Origin of the sequence: Curtobacterium sp. PhB142 (assembly GCF_004341255.1) — a bacterium.
GTDB lineage: Bacteria > Actinomycetota > Actinomycetes > Actinomycetales > Microbacteriaceae > Curtobacterium.
In genome coordinates, this window is record NZ_SLUT01000001.1 from 547,396 (window position 1) to 564,373 (window position 16,978).

Genomic DNA, 16,978 nt, shown 5'->3' on the forward strand with positions numbered 1-16,978 from the left:
GCGGCTGGGTGATTGATCAGCACAGGGGTATGCGTCGCGTGGCCGTACCGTTCAGAGGCCGTACCCCTTCCGCAGAAGCCGGAGGGACTTTCCTGTCGTGGTGCGTGGTGGTGGGTGCATACTGGTGGTGTCTTCGGACCCGGTAGTGGGGCTTGCCGGACCCAACCTCGACACCTGTCGACAACAGTCCCTATCTCAGCACGGCGCGCGTCAGCGTGCCCGAGATAGGGAGAAGACATGGTCGAGGCAGACTCCGCCCGCACGATCGTTGCCGGCGTACAGTCCGGGCAGGTAGAGAGCGTTGTCGGCGTTGCCACGCTGATCGCGAAGCATTTCGGTGCGTCGGTAGTGTGTGTTGCGGTGGATCCGGCGCTGCTGAACGCAGGAACTCGTCGGGACGGTTCGGAGATCATCGAACCGATCGATCCGGACACGGCGGACACCGAACCGCAGCAGCTGCCCGACCGCGACGTCGCCGTCATCCACGATCTCGCTGCAGCACGGTCGGTCCGGGTGGAGATCCTCACTCGGGTTGGAGATCCAAGCCGGGCGTTGGCGGCGGTGGCGGAGCAACGTGACGCGGTAATGATCGTCGTCGGGTCGCAGACGGGCCGACGCCGGGTTGCGGAGTTCTTGAACGGTTCCGTCGCCGCCCGCCTGACGCACCAGCAGCACCGTCCCGTCGTGGTCGTCCCACACGCTCCGGTCGGGTTCGAGAGCGCCCTGCCGTGGGATGCGTCGTGACGGGCCGGCTGGTGCTGCTGCGCCACGGGGAAAGCACCGCGAACCGGGCCGGCACCTTCACCGGCCTCCGCGACGAACCGTTGACCGTCGAGGGTGTCCAGCAAGCCGTGACCGCGGGGCGGCTCCTGCAGGCAGCAGGCATCTTGCCGGACCAGGTGCTCACGTCGACGCTGCAACGCACCGTGCACACTGCGGAACTGGTCCTCGACACCCTCGGCATCGCCATCCCGACGGAGAAGGTCTGGCAGCTCAACGAACGCAACTACGGCGCACTCACCGGGATGACCAAGACCGATGCCCGCCGAACGCTCGGCGACGACGAATACACCCGAATCCGCAGGTCCCGGAACGGCGCACCACCGGCGATGTCCCTGCAAGTGTGGACGGCGCTGCGGTCAAGTTCCGCGCTGCGCGACCTGTCAGACGCTGCCCTCCGACGCACCGAGGCCCTCTCCGATGTCATCGATCGGGTCCGACCCGTGCTGCAGGACCGACTTCTACCGATGGTGCGGTCGGGTCGGAGCGTCCTCGTCGTCGCGCACGGCAACTCGCTCCGCGCCATGTGCGCGTGCATCGACGACCTCACGGAGCCGGAACTGCACGCACTGAACCTGCCCACGGGGCAGCCGCTGCAGTATGAGCTTACGCCGACGGGTGCTCTCGTCCCGCGTGGTGGGGCGTTCCTGGATCCGGTAGCAGCGCACCACGCCGCGGCGCTGGTCGCGGCAGAAGGCGGAACATGACCACCCGAACGGACACCCCGATGCCCGATGATCAGCTCCCCTCCGACCCGGATGTGGACGTCTCCGACCCCGCAACGGCCATGCGGCCCGTGCACCTGCGGTGGCGGTACGTCGGCCTCGTCGCGGTCGGTGGCACGGTCGGCACACTCCTGCGCGACGTGATCAGTGCGCTGCTCCCAGCAGACGGCGGGGTGAGCTGGTCGATCTTCTGGATCAACATCAGCGGAGCGCTGCTGCTCGGGGTGCTCCTGGAAGCGTTGGCGCATCGCGGTCCCGACGCGGGCCGCCGCCGTGTCCTGCGTCTGCTGCTCGGCACGGGAGTGCTCGGCGGCTTCACCACCTACAGCACCCTCGCTGAGTCCACCGCCGCACTGTTCCTCACCGGCCACGGTCTCGCCGGCACCGGGTACGCGCTACTGACCGTCATAGCCGGTGCGATCGCGACCGCGGTCGGACTGGTGGTCGCCGGCTGGTTCCGCCCCCGGACGGTGTCCGCATGAACGCCGGCATCCTCCTCGCGGTCGCGGTCGCGGCCGGTGGCGGCGTGGGCGCTGCCGGCCGGTTCCTCCTCGACGGGCTGATCAACACCGGCCGGGAGTTCCGGCTCCCCGTCGGCACGTTGACGATCAACATCACCGGGTCGCTGCTGCTCGGGCTCATCGTCGGCGCCGCCAGTCACCTCGGCGCAGCCCCCGTGGCGGTGCTCGGCACCGGGGTGATGGGCGGCTACACCACGTTCAGTACCGCCAACTTCGAAACGGTCCGCCTCGCCCGCAGCGGCCGGATCACCGCCGCAGCCGTCAACGGTCTCGGGATGCTCGTCCTCTCGGTCGCGGCAGCCATCGCCGGCATCCTCCTTGGCGGTCTGCTGTGACCGCCACCCCACATCCTGGAACGGGCCTTCCCATGCTGTTCGACGTCACGATCGAGGTTCCCCGCGGCAGCGGCAACAAGTACGAAGTCGACCACACCACCGGCCGGATCCGGCTCGACCGGGCCGTGTTCACCAGCATGGTGTTCCCCCAGGACTACGGCTCCATCGATGACACGCTCGGCGATGACGGCGACCCCCTCGACGCGCTCGTGCTGCTGCCCCGACCGACGTTCCCGGGCGTCGTCATCACGGTCCGGCCGATCGGGATGCTCCGCATGGTCGACGAGAACGGCGGCGACGACAAGATCCTCGCCGTCCCCGCCGGCGACGACCGGTTCGAAGACCTGCAGGACATCAGCGACGTCCCGGAGCACACCCTCATCGAGATCGAGCACTTCTTCTCCCACTACAAGGAGATCGAACACGGCAAGCACGTCACCACCAACGGGTGGGCCAACCGTCCTGCTGCCGAAGCCGTCATCCGCACCGCACAGGAAGCCCACACCCGACACCCGTGATCCACGGGCCCCTTGACCGCCGCGGGGAGGCACTGGCGCTGAGTGATCGCCAGCAGGTCGTCCCCTCCGCCTCCCCGCGGCTTTCCCTTCCATCCGCACGACCACGACGCATGACCCGACCAGAAGGAGCGTCACCATGAACGACTACATCAGCGGCATCCACCACCACGGAGCCCACCAGGGCGAGTACGTCACCCACCGCGACCACCCCGTCACCATCGACGCCGTCCACGGCACCCGCATCCTCGACTCCCGCGGCTACCCGACCGTCCGCGTCCTGCTCGAACTCGACGACGGCCGCACCGTCACCGGCGACGCCCCCGCGGGCGCATCCACCGGCGCCCACGAAGCCGTCGAGCTCCGCGACGGCGGAACAGCGTTCGGTGGCCGCGACATCACCCAGGCGCTCCACCTGATCAACACCGACATCGCGGGCCTGCTCACCGGCCGGTCCTGGTCCGCGATCGGACAGGTCGACGCCGCCCTCGCCGAACTCGACGGCACCACCGGGTACCGCCGGCTCGGCGCGAACAGCGTCGTCGCAACCTCCATCGCCGCCTCCCGGGCCCTCGCACACGCCGCGGACCTCCCACTCTGGCAGTGGATCGCCGAGATCACCGGCTCGACGCCGCGGATGCCGGTCCCGCACTTCAACGTCCTCAACGGCGGCGCGCACGCAGCGAACAAGCTGGACTTCCAGGAGTTCATGATCGCCCCCGTCAACGCCTCAACGATGGCCGACGCTGTCCGCATCGGCGCGGACGTCTACCACGCCCTCGCGGGTCTGGTACGGGACCGGTTCGGTAGCCTCGGCCTCGGCGACGAGGGCGGCTTCGCACCATCGATCGCTGCACCCGAGGAAGCGCTCGACCTGCTGGTCACCGCGATCCGCGCCGCAGGCTACGAGCCGGGCGTCGACCAGGTGGCGATCGCCCTCGATCCGGCCGCGAACGAGTTCTCCCTCGGAGACGGCTCGTACCGGATGCTCGACGACAGCCTCGACCGGGACGGGCTGGTCGACTACTACCGGCAGCTCATCGACACGTACCCGATCCGCAGCATCGAAGACGGGTTCGCTGAGGACGACCATGAGGGGTTCCGCCGCATGCAAGCGGCGCTCGGTGACCGGATCCAGACCGTCGGCGACGACCTCTACGTCACCGACCCCCAGCGCATCCGCGACGGCGGCGAGCAACACCTGACGAACGCGGCACTGATCAAGCCGAACCAGATCGGTACGGTCTCCCAGACCCTCGGTGCGATCGCCACCGCCACCAGCATCGGGATGGCCAGCATGGTCTCCCACCGTTCCGGGGAGACCACGGACACGTTCATCGCCGACCTCGTCGTCGGAACCGGTACTGGGCAGATCAAGTCGGGCGCACCCGCCCGCGGGGAACGGGTCGCAAAGTACAACCGGCTCACCGAAATCGCCGAGCAGCACCCGGGACTGCCCTACGGCTTGATCGGGCAGCGGTGAGCGACAATGCAGCGCATCGTGAAATGGTCTCCAGTGGAGACGCATCAGTACGGGTGGGACCGAAGCGCACCAGCAGATGACTGGATGGCATCCGATGTTGACGCGCACCATGTGGAGTGGTTCGACGTAGACGTGAACCATCTTGTGCAGGTCCCGGCGCTGCAGCAGGCGCTCACGCGCGATGGTCAGATCGGTACGATCCGGGAGATGACGCACGAGATGCGTGATGGGCAACGCATCTTCATCTTTCTCGTCGACTTTGGCAGACAGGGCGGTGACCAATAGTCGGCATGCTCCCGGCGATCCGGCGGACCGAATCAACGATGCTCAGGCGGGCGGTCCTGCCCGAGGGCAAGGGGACGCGCGCCTTGGCCGGACACACCTTCTTTTCTTCCCGATCTGGGTACGCCTGCAACCTGAGCGCGTGGCGGCCGCCGGTGGAAGGAGCGAGTTGATCAATTCCGATGAAGCCGTCCGCACTCTCGTCGGCGTGGTCACTCTCGTCGGTGTTACGGCGGCGGTGTTGCTGGCAGTGCGCGCACCCTCACCGTGGGCTCCAGCATTCGCAGTTGGGCGGGGGTGTTGCAGTTGGCTGCGATCAGCGTGCTGCTGACAGGGATCATCCGCTCGCCGGCGCTGATCACCATCGCGCTCTTGGTGATGTTCACGGTCGCGGCCATTACCTCAGCTCGACGGCTCGGCACGCTCCGCGCTCGCATTGTCCCAGTCGCGACGTGCATGGCTGCAGGAATCATGGTCGCCGGCGTACTCGTCTTCGGAACCGGGGCCATCGCGCTCACCCCGCGATACGTTCTCGCGATCGGAGGCATCGTGATCGGGAACACAATGACGATCTCGACCTTATCCGGAAGGCGATTCGTCGAACTCGTCGATGACCGATGGGACGAAGTCGAAGGGTGGCTCGCCCTTGGAGCGCAGCCACGGCAGGCCACCGTCGACCAGGTCCGCCGAGCGATCGGCGCAGCATTGGTGCCAACAGTGGACCAGACGAAAACGACCGGGCTGGTCACGCTTCCCGGAGCGTTCGTCGGCGCGGTCTTCGGTGGGGTTTCGCCCATCGAGGCCGGACGATTCCAGATCGTCGTCCTCGCCGTCATCATCGGCGCTGGCAGCATCGTGGCCACCGCACTCACCGCCTGGCTCGCTCCCGTTGCAACCCGCCCCACGCGACCACGCTGACACCCGGAAATCCCGCGCGGCACCGGCAGCCGGCACAGAGGAAACTCAGTCCGCCGCCGCCCCTTCCTCCCGACGCAGGTTCGCTCGAGTGAACCCCGGCCCGGTTCCGCCGAGCTGACACCACGACACGGACCAGTGCACCGTGCCGACCAGTGCACCGTGCCGACCAGTGCACCGTGCCGATGATGCTCGGTGGCATGGAAGTCGCCCGCTGCGCGTCGCAACCGCCGCCGCACACAACACGCCGTTGTGTGGTCACAACCGAATCTCCGTTGCCGACCGCCCGAGCGGCGAGGAAGATCGGCAGGAACGCTTCCACGAACAGGAGAGCCATGCTGATGCGCCCCAATCAACGTTCGGGTGGACCGCTCAACGGAACGGCTCGCAGCCGGTGTTACGTCGCGACGGATGCATTCGACATGCACGACCAGGCAGTCGCCGACGTCGTCACCGAAGCTGAGCAGGTGGTGCAGTCACATGCCACGACCCGGGTGCGTCACCGCCAGCCTGCTAGCGCTGCTGGGCTCATGCCAGCCCCAGTGCGTGCCTGATCGCTGCCGTCCTATTCGTGTGACCCCAGCGAGCCGGCAGAATTCGCCCAACCAGTCTCTGCACTGCATGTCGAAAGGCAGCTCATGACCGCCACAACCCCGCGCACCACCGACACCGGGGTGCCCGTGTTCGATGCGCCCCGGACCGGCGCAAAAGGAAACATCATTGTCCGGTGGATCACCTCCACCGACCACAAAGTCATCGGCTACCTATACATGATGACCTCATTCATGTTCTTCCTCCTCGCCGGCGTCATGGCCCTCGTGATCCGCGCGCAACTGTTCGAACCGGGCCTCCAAATCGTGGCGACAAAGGAGCAGTACAACCAACTGTTCACCATGCACGGCACGATCATGCTGCTGCTGTTCGCGACACCGTTGTTCTCGGGTTTTGCGAACGCGATCATGCCGCTGCACCTCGGCGCGCCGGATGTCGCGTTTCCCCGACTGAACGCCTTTTCGTACTGGATCTACCTGTTCGGCGGCCTCATCACTGTGGGCGGTTTCCTGACTCCGCAGGGTGCAGCATCGTTCGGGTGGACCGCGTACGCGCCACTGTCGGACACGACCTTCACGCCAGGCCTCGGTGGCACCCTGTGGGTGTTCGGGCTCATCCTCGTCGGATTCGCATCAATCCTCGGGTCGGTCAACTTCATCACCACCATCATCTGCATGCGTGCCCCCGGCATGACGATGTTCCGCATGTCGATCTTCTCCTGGACCGTCCTGGTAACTGCGCTGCTGGTACTGATCGCGTTCCCGGTATTGGCCGCTGCCCTCTTCGGCCTCGGCCTCGACCGTGTCTTCGACGCGCAGATCTTCAATCCCGCCAACGGTGGAGCGCTGCTGTGGCAGCACATGTTCTGGTTCTTCGGGCACCCCGAGGTGTACATCATCGCGTTGCCGTTCTTCGGCATCATCTCCGAGATCATGCCCGTGTTCAGCCGAAAGCCGATTTTCGGCTACAAGACACTGATTTACGCCACCATCTCTATCGGAGCCTTGTCGGTGACCGTGTGGGCACACCACATGTACGTCACCGGCAGCGTCCTGCTGCCGTTCTTCTCACTGATGACGATGCTGATCGCAGTCCCGACCGGGGTGAAGATCTTCAACTGGATCGGCACCATGTGGCGCGGCTCGGTGACATTCGAAACACCGATGCTCTGGGCTGTCGGGTTTCTCATTACCTTCACCTTTGGTGGCCTTACCGGCGTGATCCTGTCGTCTCCGCCGTTGGACTTCCACCTCTCCGACAGCTACTTCGTCGTCGCCCACTTCCACTACGTCGTGTTCGGCACCGTCGTGTTTGCAATGTTCGGCGGTTTCTACTTCTGGTGGCCGAAGTGGACCGGGAAGATGCTCAACGAACGGCTCGGCAAGATCCACTTCTGGTTACTGTTCCTCGGGTTCCACACCACGTTCCTCGTGCAGCACTGGCTCGGCGTGATCGGCATGCCCCGCCGTTACGCGACCTACTTGCCGCAGGACGGGTTCACCTGGCTGAACCAGGTCTCCACGATCGGGTCGATACTGCTCGGGATCTCATTCCTGCCATTCCTGTTCAATATCTACATCACGGCTCGGAAGGCACCCAAGGTGCAGGTCAATGACCCATGGGGGTACGGTCGCTCCCTCGAGTGGGCAACCCAGTGTCCGGTACCGCGACACAACTTCACCTCGATCCCCAGGATCCGGTCGGAGTCCCCGGCGTTCGACCTGAATCACCCTGAGGCTGGCATCCCGATCGGGCGCGGCCCATTCACAGATGCTCCGGATGGCCCCGTGGTGCATGGCAATTCTGTCAAGCAGGTTGGCGACGAGAACGGGCAGACGTTCTGATGCAACGGACGAGTCGGTCTCGCAGACGATTCAGTGCCAACGACGCGGAACGTGATCGGAGCGTGTCGCGGATGTCGATGAGCATGCGGGAAGCTGCGCAGATCTCGGCCAATGCCCGCAACGGACTGTTGGACCTGTCCGATCCGACGATCCGCCGTCTGGTCGGCGATGCGCACCAGATCACCGTCCGGGCGAGCGTGTGGGGCGACGCACCAGATGGGCAACCCCGCCGGCAGAAGCGGCTGCTGCTCACCGGCGTCTCCCTCGTCGTCTTGATCGCTGCCGCAGCACTGTTCGTTCCGCTGCTGCATGCCGTTTGATCCGTCCCCGACACCCGCCGCCACATAAGGGAGCACCAATGACCCCCCACACCATCGCCAGCGTGTACCGCGACGTGGTGCATCAGTGGAGCACGCAGTACGCCGGCCGGCGATCGATCATCGCGGTCGATGGTGATTCCGTCGACGCCGTGCACGCGGTTGCGACGGCGCTCGGTGACGCGGTCACTGCAGCTGGCTACGCCGTGCAACACGAGACGATCACTTCGGTCATCACCGCGATGGGAGCACGAGCGGATGTGGCGATTCCCTTCCGCAGCGACCCGGTAGGAGCGGACGTGCTCATCGTGACCGGATGGGGACTGTTGCAAGTGCCCGCTCGAGGGCTCTGGGACTGGACGATCTGGGCCAGTACCGGCATTGTCCGCGCGCCCATCCGTGATGTCGGAGCCGCGCAGGCGTTCACGCAACGAGACGAACCGCGATCCGCAGCGAACGCCATCATCGACGTTTCCAACCCCAACACACCATTCCGTGAATGGAACGACGCGTGCGCAATATGACAACCCCGCGACGCCGTGGCCGCCAGCTCCGGTTCGCCAGCAGACGACTACACCGGGTGGGTTGCGGTGTGCAGGAACGCCGCGGTCGCGGCTGATGGCGGCGTCGACCAGATCGCGGTAAACCGCCGAAGCGGTGATGGGCCATCGACCGGGACCCGCACGAGGACCCCAGCGTCGACATCCGCACGTACCGAACGGACACTCATCACCGCCGGCGCCACGCCTGAGCGAACGTTCGCGCGAATCACCGCGGTGGTATCAAGCTGCGCCGCCGGTTCCACCATCGTCAACCCCTGGTCACGCAACCACCCTTCCACGACAGCGCGCGTGCCCGATCCCTGCTCGCGCACCAGCAGCGGTGTCGCGGCGACATCCGCCGCCGTCACAGACGCCGCTGACGCCCATGGATGCTCTGCCGCAACGACCACCGTGAGCTCATCGTCCGCAACCGGCATCGCATGAAGATCCACCGGCGTGTGTGGCCCCTCAACGAACCCGATGTCAGCGGCGCCGGTGCGGACGTACCCGATCACGTCGGTGCTGTTCCCCGCCAACATGCGCACACTGATCTCCGGCGCCGCACGACGGGAGCGCAACAACCACTCCGGCAACATCAACTCCGCGATCGTTTGCGACGCGGCAACCGTGATCGTGCCCGATGGCAGCCGCAGTGCATGCACACCTGCCTCCAATCGTGCTGCCGCATCCAACACCGGTGCGGCAAGCTCCATCACCGTCGCCCCAGCATCGGTGAGCCACGAACCCGACGAGGAACGCACCACCAGCTGCACCCCGACCATCCGCTCCGCCGCCGCAATCCGCGCTGACACCGCCTGTTGAGTGATGCCCAACTGGCTCGCAGCCATCGACAACGAGCCCGACTCCGAGACACGCTGCAGCACGTCCAACGTGTCGAGATCCAGCTTCCGGTCCGTCACACGACGTTTCACAAACCATGATTGTGCCACCCCGAAACAGTTCGTGGTTCCACCCCGCCCGAGGTCGGGGTCAGACTGCCTGCATGACCACCCAGACCGCACCGGCACCCAGCACGACCAAGCGGCACGGTGCCCCAAAGCGGCGCACGGTGTTCCGAGAGCTCGATCGGCCAGGGCATATCGTGTCGAACCTGACTCCGAACTGGTTCGCATCCATCATGGGCACCGGCATCGTCGCCGTCGCCGCTGCATCACTCCCGCTGCAGTTCCCAGGGCTGCGCACCGGCGCGACGGTGGTGTGGGCAATCGCTGCGATCCTGCTCATCGCCCTCACCATCGCGACGGTCCTGCATTGGGTGCGCTACCGGGACACCGCGGCGAAGCACCACCTGCACCCGGTCATCTCGCACTTCTACGGCGCCCCGCCAATGGCGTTTCTCACCGTCGGTGCAGGCACGATCCTGCTCGGCAAGGACTGGATCGGCCTCCCCGCCGCCGTCACCATCGACTGGGTCCTCTGGACCATCGGCACCATCGGAGGACTGCTCACGGCAGTGCTCGTGCCGTACCTGGCGTTCACCCGCCACGAGAACAAGCCCGACTCCGCGTTCGGCGGTTGGTTGATGCCGATCGTCCCGCCGATGGTGTCTGCCTCCACCGGTGCGCTCCTCCTGCCCTACGCCCCCGCCGGGCAGGCGCGGGAGACGCTGCTGTGGTCCTGCTACGGCTTCTTCGGCCTCAGCCTCATCACGTCCCTGGTCGTGATCACCCTGATCTGGAACCGTCTCGCGCAGCACAAGGTCGGCGCCGCCGGCATGGTCCCGACTCTGTGGATCGTCCTCGGGCCGGTCGGGCAGTCGATCACCGCCGTGAACCTCCTCGCCTCGAACGCCCCCACCGTTGTCGATGCGAGTACCGCGCATGCCCTGCTGGTCGTGGCGCTGGTGTACGGGTTCGCGATGCTCGGCTTCGCGCTGCTGTGGACCGTCATCGCCCTCGCCATCACCATCCGCACCGCGAAGCAGCACCTCCCGTTCAGCCTGACCTGGTGGTCGTTCACGTTCCCCGTCGGCACCTGCGTCACCGGCCTGAACGGCCTGGCCCTGCACTCCGGACTCACCGTCGTCGCTGGCCTCGCCGTCCTGTACTACGCCGGCCTCGTCGCCGCGTGGATCACTGTTGCCGTCCGCACCTTCCACGGCTCCGTCATCCGCGGCACCCTCCTCGCGCCCCCGAAGCCAGCTTGATGCGGCGATCACCACGTGATGCTGCCGCCGCTGTGCGCGACACCGGTCGGACGTTCGCACCGGCGGATGTTCGGTCGCTGAACGGGTTGGCGGAGATGTGGCGGCTCGCACCGGATGGGACCAGGCGATTCGTGCCGGGCTTCGACGCTCACTCCGGTGGGGTCGAATCCCAGGTCCTGGTGCTGATGGAATCGCCCGGTCCCGCCACGATCGCGGTCGGCGCGGGTGCGATCTGCAGCGAGGACAATCCCGGCCCGACAGTGGCTGCGTTCAGGCGCGCGCGTGCGGAATCTGGGCTGCCGCGTACGGCGTACCTGCGGTGGAATATCGTGCCGTGGGAACTCGCGAGAAGACCCACGCGAGCAGATCTGGTGGAAAGCATCCCCGCGCTGTCGACGCTCCTTGCCTCGCTTCCGCAACTGGCCGCGATCGTCACCTTCGGAGCCACGGCGCTGGACGGCGTCATGCGGTACCTCACCATGACAGACGCCCCGACTGTGCTACCGGTGATCGCCGCGCCACACCCCTCACCGGCCAACGGTCGGCACCGGGCCGAACAACACCTCCGCGCCGTGAATGCGTTACGGGTCGGATGGGCAATTGCGCAAAGGAGCAGCAGACCGTTATGACCTCCCGCACAACGCCGACGCAAGAGCCCGACAACATCCCCGAAGAGCAACAAGCTGAGCTGCTGTCCTTGATGCTCCGAGTGCGGCGGTTCGAGGAACGCGCCGCCCGCGCCTACACGCAAGCCCTGATCGGTGGATACTGCCACCTGAATCTCGGCGAGGAGGCTGCGGTCGCCGGGATCACGACCGCGATGCAGCCGATGGATTACCTGTTCACCAACTACCGGGAGCACGGGTACGCGATCGGCCGCGGAATCGACCCGAACCGGGTGATGGCGGAGTTGTACGGCCGCGTCGACGGGGTTTCCAGTGGTTGGGGCGGCTCCATGCACATGTTCGACCTCACCGCGAGGCTCCTCGGCGGCTATGGGATCGTCGGCGGGCAAATCCCGCTCGCCACCGGGGCAGCCCTCGCGATCGACTACCGCGGCGGCGACGAGGTCGTGGTGTGCACGCTCGGAGACGGGACGACGAACATCGGCGCGTTCCACGAGTCGTTGAACCTCGCCGCGCTGTGGCATCTGCCGATCGTGTACGTCATCATCAACAACCAGCTCGGGATGGGCACGACCGTCGAACACGCCTCCGCGGAACCGAAACTGTACAAGCGCGCTGCCTCCTACCGGATGGCCGCCGAACGCGCCGACGGGCTGCACCCGGTCACCGTGCAGCAAGCGATGACCCGCGCACTCGCGTCAGCGCGTCGAAATGAGCCGTTCCTGCTGGAACTCACCACCGAACGCTTGAAAGGCCATTCGGTGGTGGACCCGGCGAAGTACCGCACCGACAGCGAAACGGAAGCGCTCCGCGAGCACGACCCGGTCGCCGCCTACCGGGCGGCGCTGATCGCCGCAGAGATCATCGACGACGATGCCGCCGCCGCCATGGACGCCGCCGCCATCGCTGCAGCCACCGCGGCAGCGGACTACGCCGCGAACAGCGCCCACCCGGACCCCAGCACCCTGTTCGACTACACCTACGCCACACCGGTCCCGAACGACACGCGCCGGCTCCCTGCACAGCCGCTGTTCCCACCGCCCACTGACACGAACTATCCCGCCACGACAAGTCAGGAGCAGACCCGATGACTGTGATGAGCTACCGGGACGCGCTCCGGATGACGCTCCGCGAGGAACTCCTCGCGGACGAGAACGTGCTCCTGCTCGGCGAAGAGATCGGGATATTCGAAGGGTCGTACAAAATCACTCAGGGGCTGCTCGAGGAGTTCGGGCCACGCCGTGTCCGCGACACCCCAATCGCGGAAGAAGGGTTCACCGGTGCCGCGATCGGTGCCGCGATGCTCGGACTGCGACCGGTGGTGGAGATCATGACCATCAACTTCTCCCTCCTCGCACTCGATCAGATCGTCAACCACGCCGCGAAGATCTACGGCATGTTCGGCGGGCAGAGCCGCGTACCGCTAGTGATCCGCACACCAGGTGGCGGCGGTCAACAGCTCGGTGCAACGCACTCGCAGAACGTGGAGCTGTACTACGCGTTCGTACCCGGTATGAAAGTCGTCGCACCGTCCACCCCAGCGGACGCACGTACGCTCCTGCGTGCGTCGATCCGGGACGACGACCCGGTGCTGTTCCTCGAGAACCTCGCCCTCTACAACATCAAGGACGACGTACCCGATGACGTCGACGACGTCGAAATTGGTCGCGCCGCTGTCAGCCGCGTCGGGTCTGACGTCACGCTCATCGGCTACTCACGCACCGCGCACCTGGCGCGGCAAGCAGCAACACGGCTCGCCGAGGACGGCATCGACGCCGAAGTCATCGACCTGCGAAGCCTCCGCCCACTCGATCGCGAGACCGTGATCCGTTCCGTGCGGAAGACCCACGCCGCGGTCGTCCTTGAAGACGACTGGCTCACTTACGGCATCGGCGCGGAGCTTGCCGCGTCGATCTCCGACGGCGCCTTCGACGACCTCGACGCACCAGTCCGCCGCGTCGCGATGGCCGAAGTTCCCCTGCCATACGCCAAGCCCCTCGAAACGGTGGCCCTTCCCGCGCTCGAGGACGCGATTACCGCCGTCCACGAAACCCTCCACGCGGTCGGCTGGCGCGCCTCCGACCGGAACGGAACGTCCCGATGATCCAGATCACCATGCCGCGGCTGTCGGACACGATGGAAGAAGGCGCCATCTCCGCCTGGCACAAGCACCCCGGCGACATCGTCGAAGTCGGCGACATCCTCGTCGAGATCGAAACCGACAAAGCCACCATGGAATACGAAGCCTACGACGCTGGCACCTTGACGGAGATCCTCGTTCCCGAAGGAGAGAACGTTGCGATAGGGACTCCCATCGCGACGCTCGACGACGGTTCCGGCCCCGCGCTCAGCCCGGCGGATGGCCAACGCGCGGACTCGCCCGCCGATGAGCACACATCGCCGACCACTCCAACGTTCGTCCCCGCTCCCGCGTTCGACACATCATCCGAGCACGACCACCCCGCACGCACATCGGAAGATCCCCCCGTGGAGCCGCAACAGCGTGAACGCTCCGAAGGCATACCCGCGCCGGCAGAGCACATCGCGTTCGCGTCCCCACTGGCACGCAAACTCGCTCGCGAACACCACGTCGACATCGCCACCGTTCACGGATCGGGCCCCGGCGGCCGCCTTGTCAGGGCTGATGTCGAAGCCATCATCGACGCGGACCAGAGTGCTGCAGCTTTAGAGCACGATGTCCCGTCGACGGCAACGCTCCCCGTGCCTGGCAGCGCCTCCACACACCATCAGCAAGACACCGACGCGGACGTGACGACGCCGATGACCGGGACGCGGAAGGTGATCGCTCGCCGACTCACCGAGAGCGCCCGCACCATCCCGCACTTCACCGTCACCGCCGTCGCCGACGCTGACGCCCTCATTGATCTGCGCACCATGGTGAACGCATCACGGATCAGACAAGACACCGCGAAAGTCAGCCTCAACGACTTCATCGTCAAGGCCGCAGCCCTCGCCCTGGCCGCGCACCCGGCCATCAACGTCTCCTACCAAGACGACCCGGATCCTGCGATCACGCAGCACACTGCAGTGAACATCGGGATCGCGATGGCCGCGCCGGCCGGCCTCGTTGTCCCGGTCATGACACATGCCGACACCAGAAGCGTCAGCAGCATCAGCGCCGCCAGCCGATCCTTCAGCGCCCGTGCGGCGGATCGGAAACTGCAACCCGCCGACATGACCGGCGGCACGTTCACCGTCAGTAACCTCGGCATGTTCGGCGCGGAGTCCTTCACCGCCATCATCAACCCGCCCGAAAGCGCAATCCTCGCCGTTGGAGCAGCGACGGCGGACGCTGCCGTACACGACGGCAACCTCGTCGTCCGCCACAGGATCCGCCTCACGCTCTCCGCAGACCATCGCGTCATCGACGGCGCCCTCGCCGCTCAATACCTACAGACGCTCACCAGCCTCCTTGAAGACCCGATCTCACTCTTACTATGACGCCACGGAACGATCTGGACACCGTGGCAGGGAATCATTCACCCGACGGCGGTCGACGTTGCTGCAGCTCCTCCGGCAGCGACCGGATCTCGGCAGACAGTTCACGTAGTTCACGCCGGGTCGCGATCTGTGCTTCGTCGTCACGTCGACCGACCTGATCAATGATCCAGCTCGCGATTGTCGCGGTAACTACACCCAGCAGCGCGATGCCACTGATCATCACTCCCGCGGCGATCAACCGACCTGTCTCGGTCACCGGGGTCAGATCACCGTACCCAACGGTCGTGATCGTGACCAACGCCCACCACAGCGCATCCCCGAATGACACAATCGTCGCGCCGTCGGCATGCCGTTCCACATCGAGGATCGCTAACGCGGACACGAACACCAGCAAAGCTGTCGTCACAATCACGTACACGATCACTCGCCCGCGAACGGCAGCCCCGGTGCTCCGCTGCAGGACTCGGAACAGCTGCGCGAGCCGCAACAGCCGTAAAGGCCTCAGGAACGGCAACGCAAGAGCGGCCAGGTCCACCAGATGGTGCACGAACCACCGACCACGATGACGCGCCAACAGGAGCGTCACGAGGTAGTCCACCACGAACATCGCCCACGTGACGTTGATCACAACATCCGACACGAACGCGCTGCGGCCGTGATGATCGGCGAGCACCTCCACCGCATACGCAGCAAGAAACGCTCCCGCCGCGATCGCAAGCGGCCACCGCATTACCCGTTCCCACCGCTGCTGTGTCCACCTCACATGTGCACGATATTGCCCCTCGCCTCAGCCAGCACCTACCGAAGACCTCCCCGCGACCACGTCGACCCCCGCTCCGAGCGGGCCGCCCGAAACCGGACTCCTGGGACGCCAGATCCTGCGCCTAACCCTCACCTCGCGGGAACCACCGATTCCCGTCCGACCCGACGACATCGGGCGCGGCCGTCGCTCACTTGCCGGACTGCTCGAGATGCTCCCCGAACTCCGCGCCGTGGTCGCCAGCGGCGGTATGGCCATCGACAGCGTCATGCGACACCTCACCCTCCACGCTTGCGCCCGCGTCATCCCCGTCCTGGCAACGCCACACCCGTCACCGGCAAACGGACGCCATCGTTGAGAGCACCACCCGCAGCGGCTCCCTGCAAAGCCCGGATCTAGCTATGTGCCGATAACGAACCATTCCGCTACAACTGTCCGAACCGACGCTCCGGCAATATGCGAGACGGCGTGTCTTGTAGCGGAACTCAGTCCCGGAATCTACGTGTCGCCTCTACCCCTCCTGGTCGAGTTTCGCTACGTTCTCTTCATGGGGCACCTCCTCGGGTACGCGCGTGTATCCACCACCGACCAGGACGCGTCATTGCAGGTCGATGCGCTGAACGCTGCCGGCTGCTTCCGCGTATTCGTCGACACCATGTCTGGGTCACTCGAGCACCGACCAGAACTCGACAAGCTCCTCGACCAGATCCGCCCCGGCGACACACTCGTCGTCTGGCGTCTCGACCGACTCGGGCGCTCGATCCGGCACCTCATCGACCAGCTGCACGGCCTCGCGGACCGTGGTGTCGGATTCCGGTCGCTGCAGGAGACCATTGACACCACCTCGCCCGGCGGCCGCCTCGTCTTCCACGTGTTCGCGGCCCTGGCGGAGTTCGAACGGGACCTCATCAAGGAGCGCACCAACGCCGGCCTTGCTGCGGCTCGCGCCCGTGGCCGCACCGGCGGGCGTCCACCGCGGCTGTCCTCTGACCAAGTCCGAACGGCGCGCCGGTTGTACGAGCAGCAGGACATGACCGTCGCGCAGATCGGAGACGTCCTCGGAGTCAGCAGGACGACCATTTACCGCACGCTCGCGAAGCACACCGAGGTCATGACCGCTCGACGCACCAAGCCCTCCCCGTCGATGTAGCG

The 16,978-nt window shown here is 66.1% G+C and carries 19 protein-coding genes; 17 read left to right on the top strand and 2 right to left on the bottom strand.

The window, feature by feature from the left end:
* Positions 1 to 237 precede the first annotated feature (237 nt).
* From EDF31_RS02665 to EDF31_RS02715, 11 genes are all read left to right on the top strand, one after another.
* On the top strand, positions 238 to 744 hold the full coding sequence (locus EDF31_RS02665; protein ID WP_123293725.1) for a universal stress protein: 507 nt from the start codon (positions 238 to 240) through the stop codon (positions 742 to 744).
* Positions 741 to 1,487, top strand: a complete 747-nt coding sequence (locus EDF31_RS02670; RefSeq protein WP_123293726.1) for a 2,3-diphosphoglycerate-dependent phosphoglycerate mutase — start codon at positions 741 to 743, stop codon at positions 1,485 to 1,487. Before EDF31_RS02665 ends, EDF31_RS02670 begins: the two co-directional genes overlap by 4 nt.
* Positions 1,484 to 1,987, top strand: a complete 504-nt coding sequence (locus tag EDF31_RS02675) for a CrcB family protein (protein ID WP_235035968.1) — start codon at positions 1,484 to 1,486, stop codon at positions 1,985 to 1,987. Before EDF31_RS02670 ends, EDF31_RS02675 begins: the two co-directional genes overlap by 4 nt.
* The gene (locus EDF31_RS02680) at positions 1,984 to 2,361 is read left to right on the top strand and encodes a CrcB family protein (protein ID WP_123937995.1); all 378 of its coding nucleotides are present in this window, start codon (positions 1,984 to 1,986) and stop codon (positions 2,359 to 2,361) included. The genes EDF31_RS02675 and EDF31_RS02680 overlap by 4 nt, the downstream gene beginning before the upstream one ends.
* A 32-nt stretch (positions 2,362 to 2,393) precedes the next feature.
* Positions 2,394 to 2,879 (top strand): inorganic diphosphatase, encoded by a 486-nt coding sequence (locus tag EDF31_RS02685; RefSeq protein WP_123293728.1) that lies wholly within the window; start codon positions 2,394 to 2,396, stop codon positions 2,877 to 2,879.
* Positions 2,880 to 3,015: 136 nt separating this feature from the next.
* Entirely contained in the window at positions 3,016 to 4,359 is a 1,344-nt protein-coding gene (eno, locus tag EDF31_RS02690) for a phosphopyruvate hydratase (RefSeq protein WP_123340877.1), read from the top strand.
* A 6-nt stretch (positions 4,360 to 4,365) separates the two neighbouring features.
* The gene (locus EDF31_RS02695; protein WP_131845087.1) at positions 4,366 to 4,644 is read left to right on the top strand and encodes a hypothetical protein; all 279 of its coding nucleotides are present in this window, start codon (positions 4,366 to 4,368) and stop codon (positions 4,642 to 4,644) included.
* A gap of 264 nt (positions 4,645 to 4,908) precedes the next feature.
* Positions 4,909 to 5,559 (top strand): ABC transporter permease, encoded by a 651-nt coding sequence (locus EDF31_RS02700; protein WP_347812688.1) that lies wholly within the window; start codon positions 4,909 to 4,911, stop codon positions 5,557 to 5,559.
* 635 nt (positions 5,560 to 6,194) lie between these two features.
* Entirely contained in the window at positions 6,195 to 7,952 is a 1,758-nt protein-coding gene (ctaD, locus tag EDF31_RS02705) for a cytochrome c oxidase subunit I (protein ID WP_123293731.1), read from the top strand.
* 71 nt (positions 7,953 to 8,023) lie between these two features.
* Positions 8,024 to 8,272 (top strand): hypothetical protein, encoded by a 249-nt coding sequence (locus EDF31_RS02710; protein ID WP_123293732.1) that lies wholly within the window; start codon positions 8,024 to 8,026, stop codon positions 8,270 to 8,272.
* A gap of 38 nt (positions 8,273 to 8,310) precedes the next feature.
* Positions 8,311 to 8,793 carry a hypothetical protein gene (locus EDF31_RS02715; protein WP_123293733.1) on the top strand — a complete coding sequence of 161 codons (483 nt, stop codon included), beginning with the start codon at positions 8,311 to 8,313 and terminating at the stop codon, positions 8,791 to 8,793.
* 47 nt (positions 8,794 to 8,840) lie between these two features.
* Here EDF31_RS02715 and EDF31_RS02720 read toward each other — a convergent pair whose 3' ends face one another.
* The gene (locus EDF31_RS02720; RefSeq protein ID WP_235035966.1) at positions 8,841 to 9,761 is read right to left on the bottom strand and encodes a LysR family transcriptional regulator; all 921 of its coding nucleotides are present in this window, start codon (positions 9,759 to 9,761) and stop codon (positions 8,841 to 8,843) included.
* 152 nt (positions 9,762 to 9,913) lie between these two features.
* On the opposite strand from EDF31_RS02720, the gene EDF31_RS02725 reads away from it, so the two are divergent.
* The 5 genes from EDF31_RS02725 to EDF31_RS02745 are packed head-to-tail and all read left to right on the top strand — an operon-like array spanning position 9,914 to position 15,066.
* On the top strand, positions 9,914 to 10,978 hold the full coding sequence (locus EDF31_RS02725; RefSeq protein WP_243649815.1) for a TDT family transporter: 1,065 nt from the start codon (positions 9,914 to 9,916) through the stop codon (positions 10,976 to 10,978).
* A gap of 32 nt (positions 10,979 to 11,010) precedes the next feature.
* Positions 11,011 to 11,607, top strand: a complete 597-nt coding sequence (locus EDF31_RS02730; RefSeq protein ID WP_159573342.1) for a uracil-DNA glycosylase family protein — start codon at positions 11,011 to 11,013, stop codon at positions 11,605 to 11,607.
* The gene (locus EDF31_RS02735; RefSeq protein WP_200849223.1) at positions 11,604 to 12,695 is read left to right on the top strand and encodes a thiamine pyrophosphate-dependent enzyme; all 1,092 of its coding nucleotides are present in this window, start codon (positions 11,604 to 11,606) and stop codon (positions 12,693 to 12,695) included. Before EDF31_RS02730 ends, EDF31_RS02735 begins: the two co-directional genes overlap by 4 nt.
* Positions 12,692 to 13,708, top strand: coding sequence for an alpha-ketoacid dehydrogenase subunit beta (locus EDF31_RS02740; protein ID WP_123293737.1), 1,017 nt, complete (start codon positions 12,692 to 12,694; stop codon positions 13,706 to 13,708). The genes EDF31_RS02735 and EDF31_RS02740 overlap by 4 nt, the downstream gene beginning before the upstream one ends.
* Positions 13,705 to 15,066, top strand: coding sequence for a dihydrolipoamide acetyltransferase family protein (locus EDF31_RS02745; protein WP_123293738.1), 1,362 nt, complete (start codon positions 13,705 to 13,707; stop codon positions 15,064 to 15,066). Before EDF31_RS02740 ends, EDF31_RS02745 begins: the two co-directional genes overlap by 4 nt.
* A gap of 34 nt (positions 15,067 to 15,100) precedes the next feature.
* Here EDF31_RS02745 and EDF31_RS02750 read toward each other — a convergent pair whose 3' ends face one another.
* Positions 15,101 to 15,796 (bottom strand): potassium channel family protein, encoded by a 696-nt coding sequence (locus EDF31_RS02750; RefSeq protein ID WP_123293739.1) that lies wholly within the window; start codon positions 15,794 to 15,796, stop codon positions 15,101 to 15,103.
* 577 nt (positions 15,797 to 16,373) lie between these two features.
* Here EDF31_RS02750 and EDF31_RS02755 point away from each other — a divergent pair.
* Entirely contained in the window at positions 16,374 to 16,976 is a 603-nt protein-coding gene (locus tag EDF31_RS02755) for a recombinase family protein (protein ID WP_123293853.1), read from the top strand.
* Positions 16,977 to 16,978 lie beyond the last annotated feature (2 nt).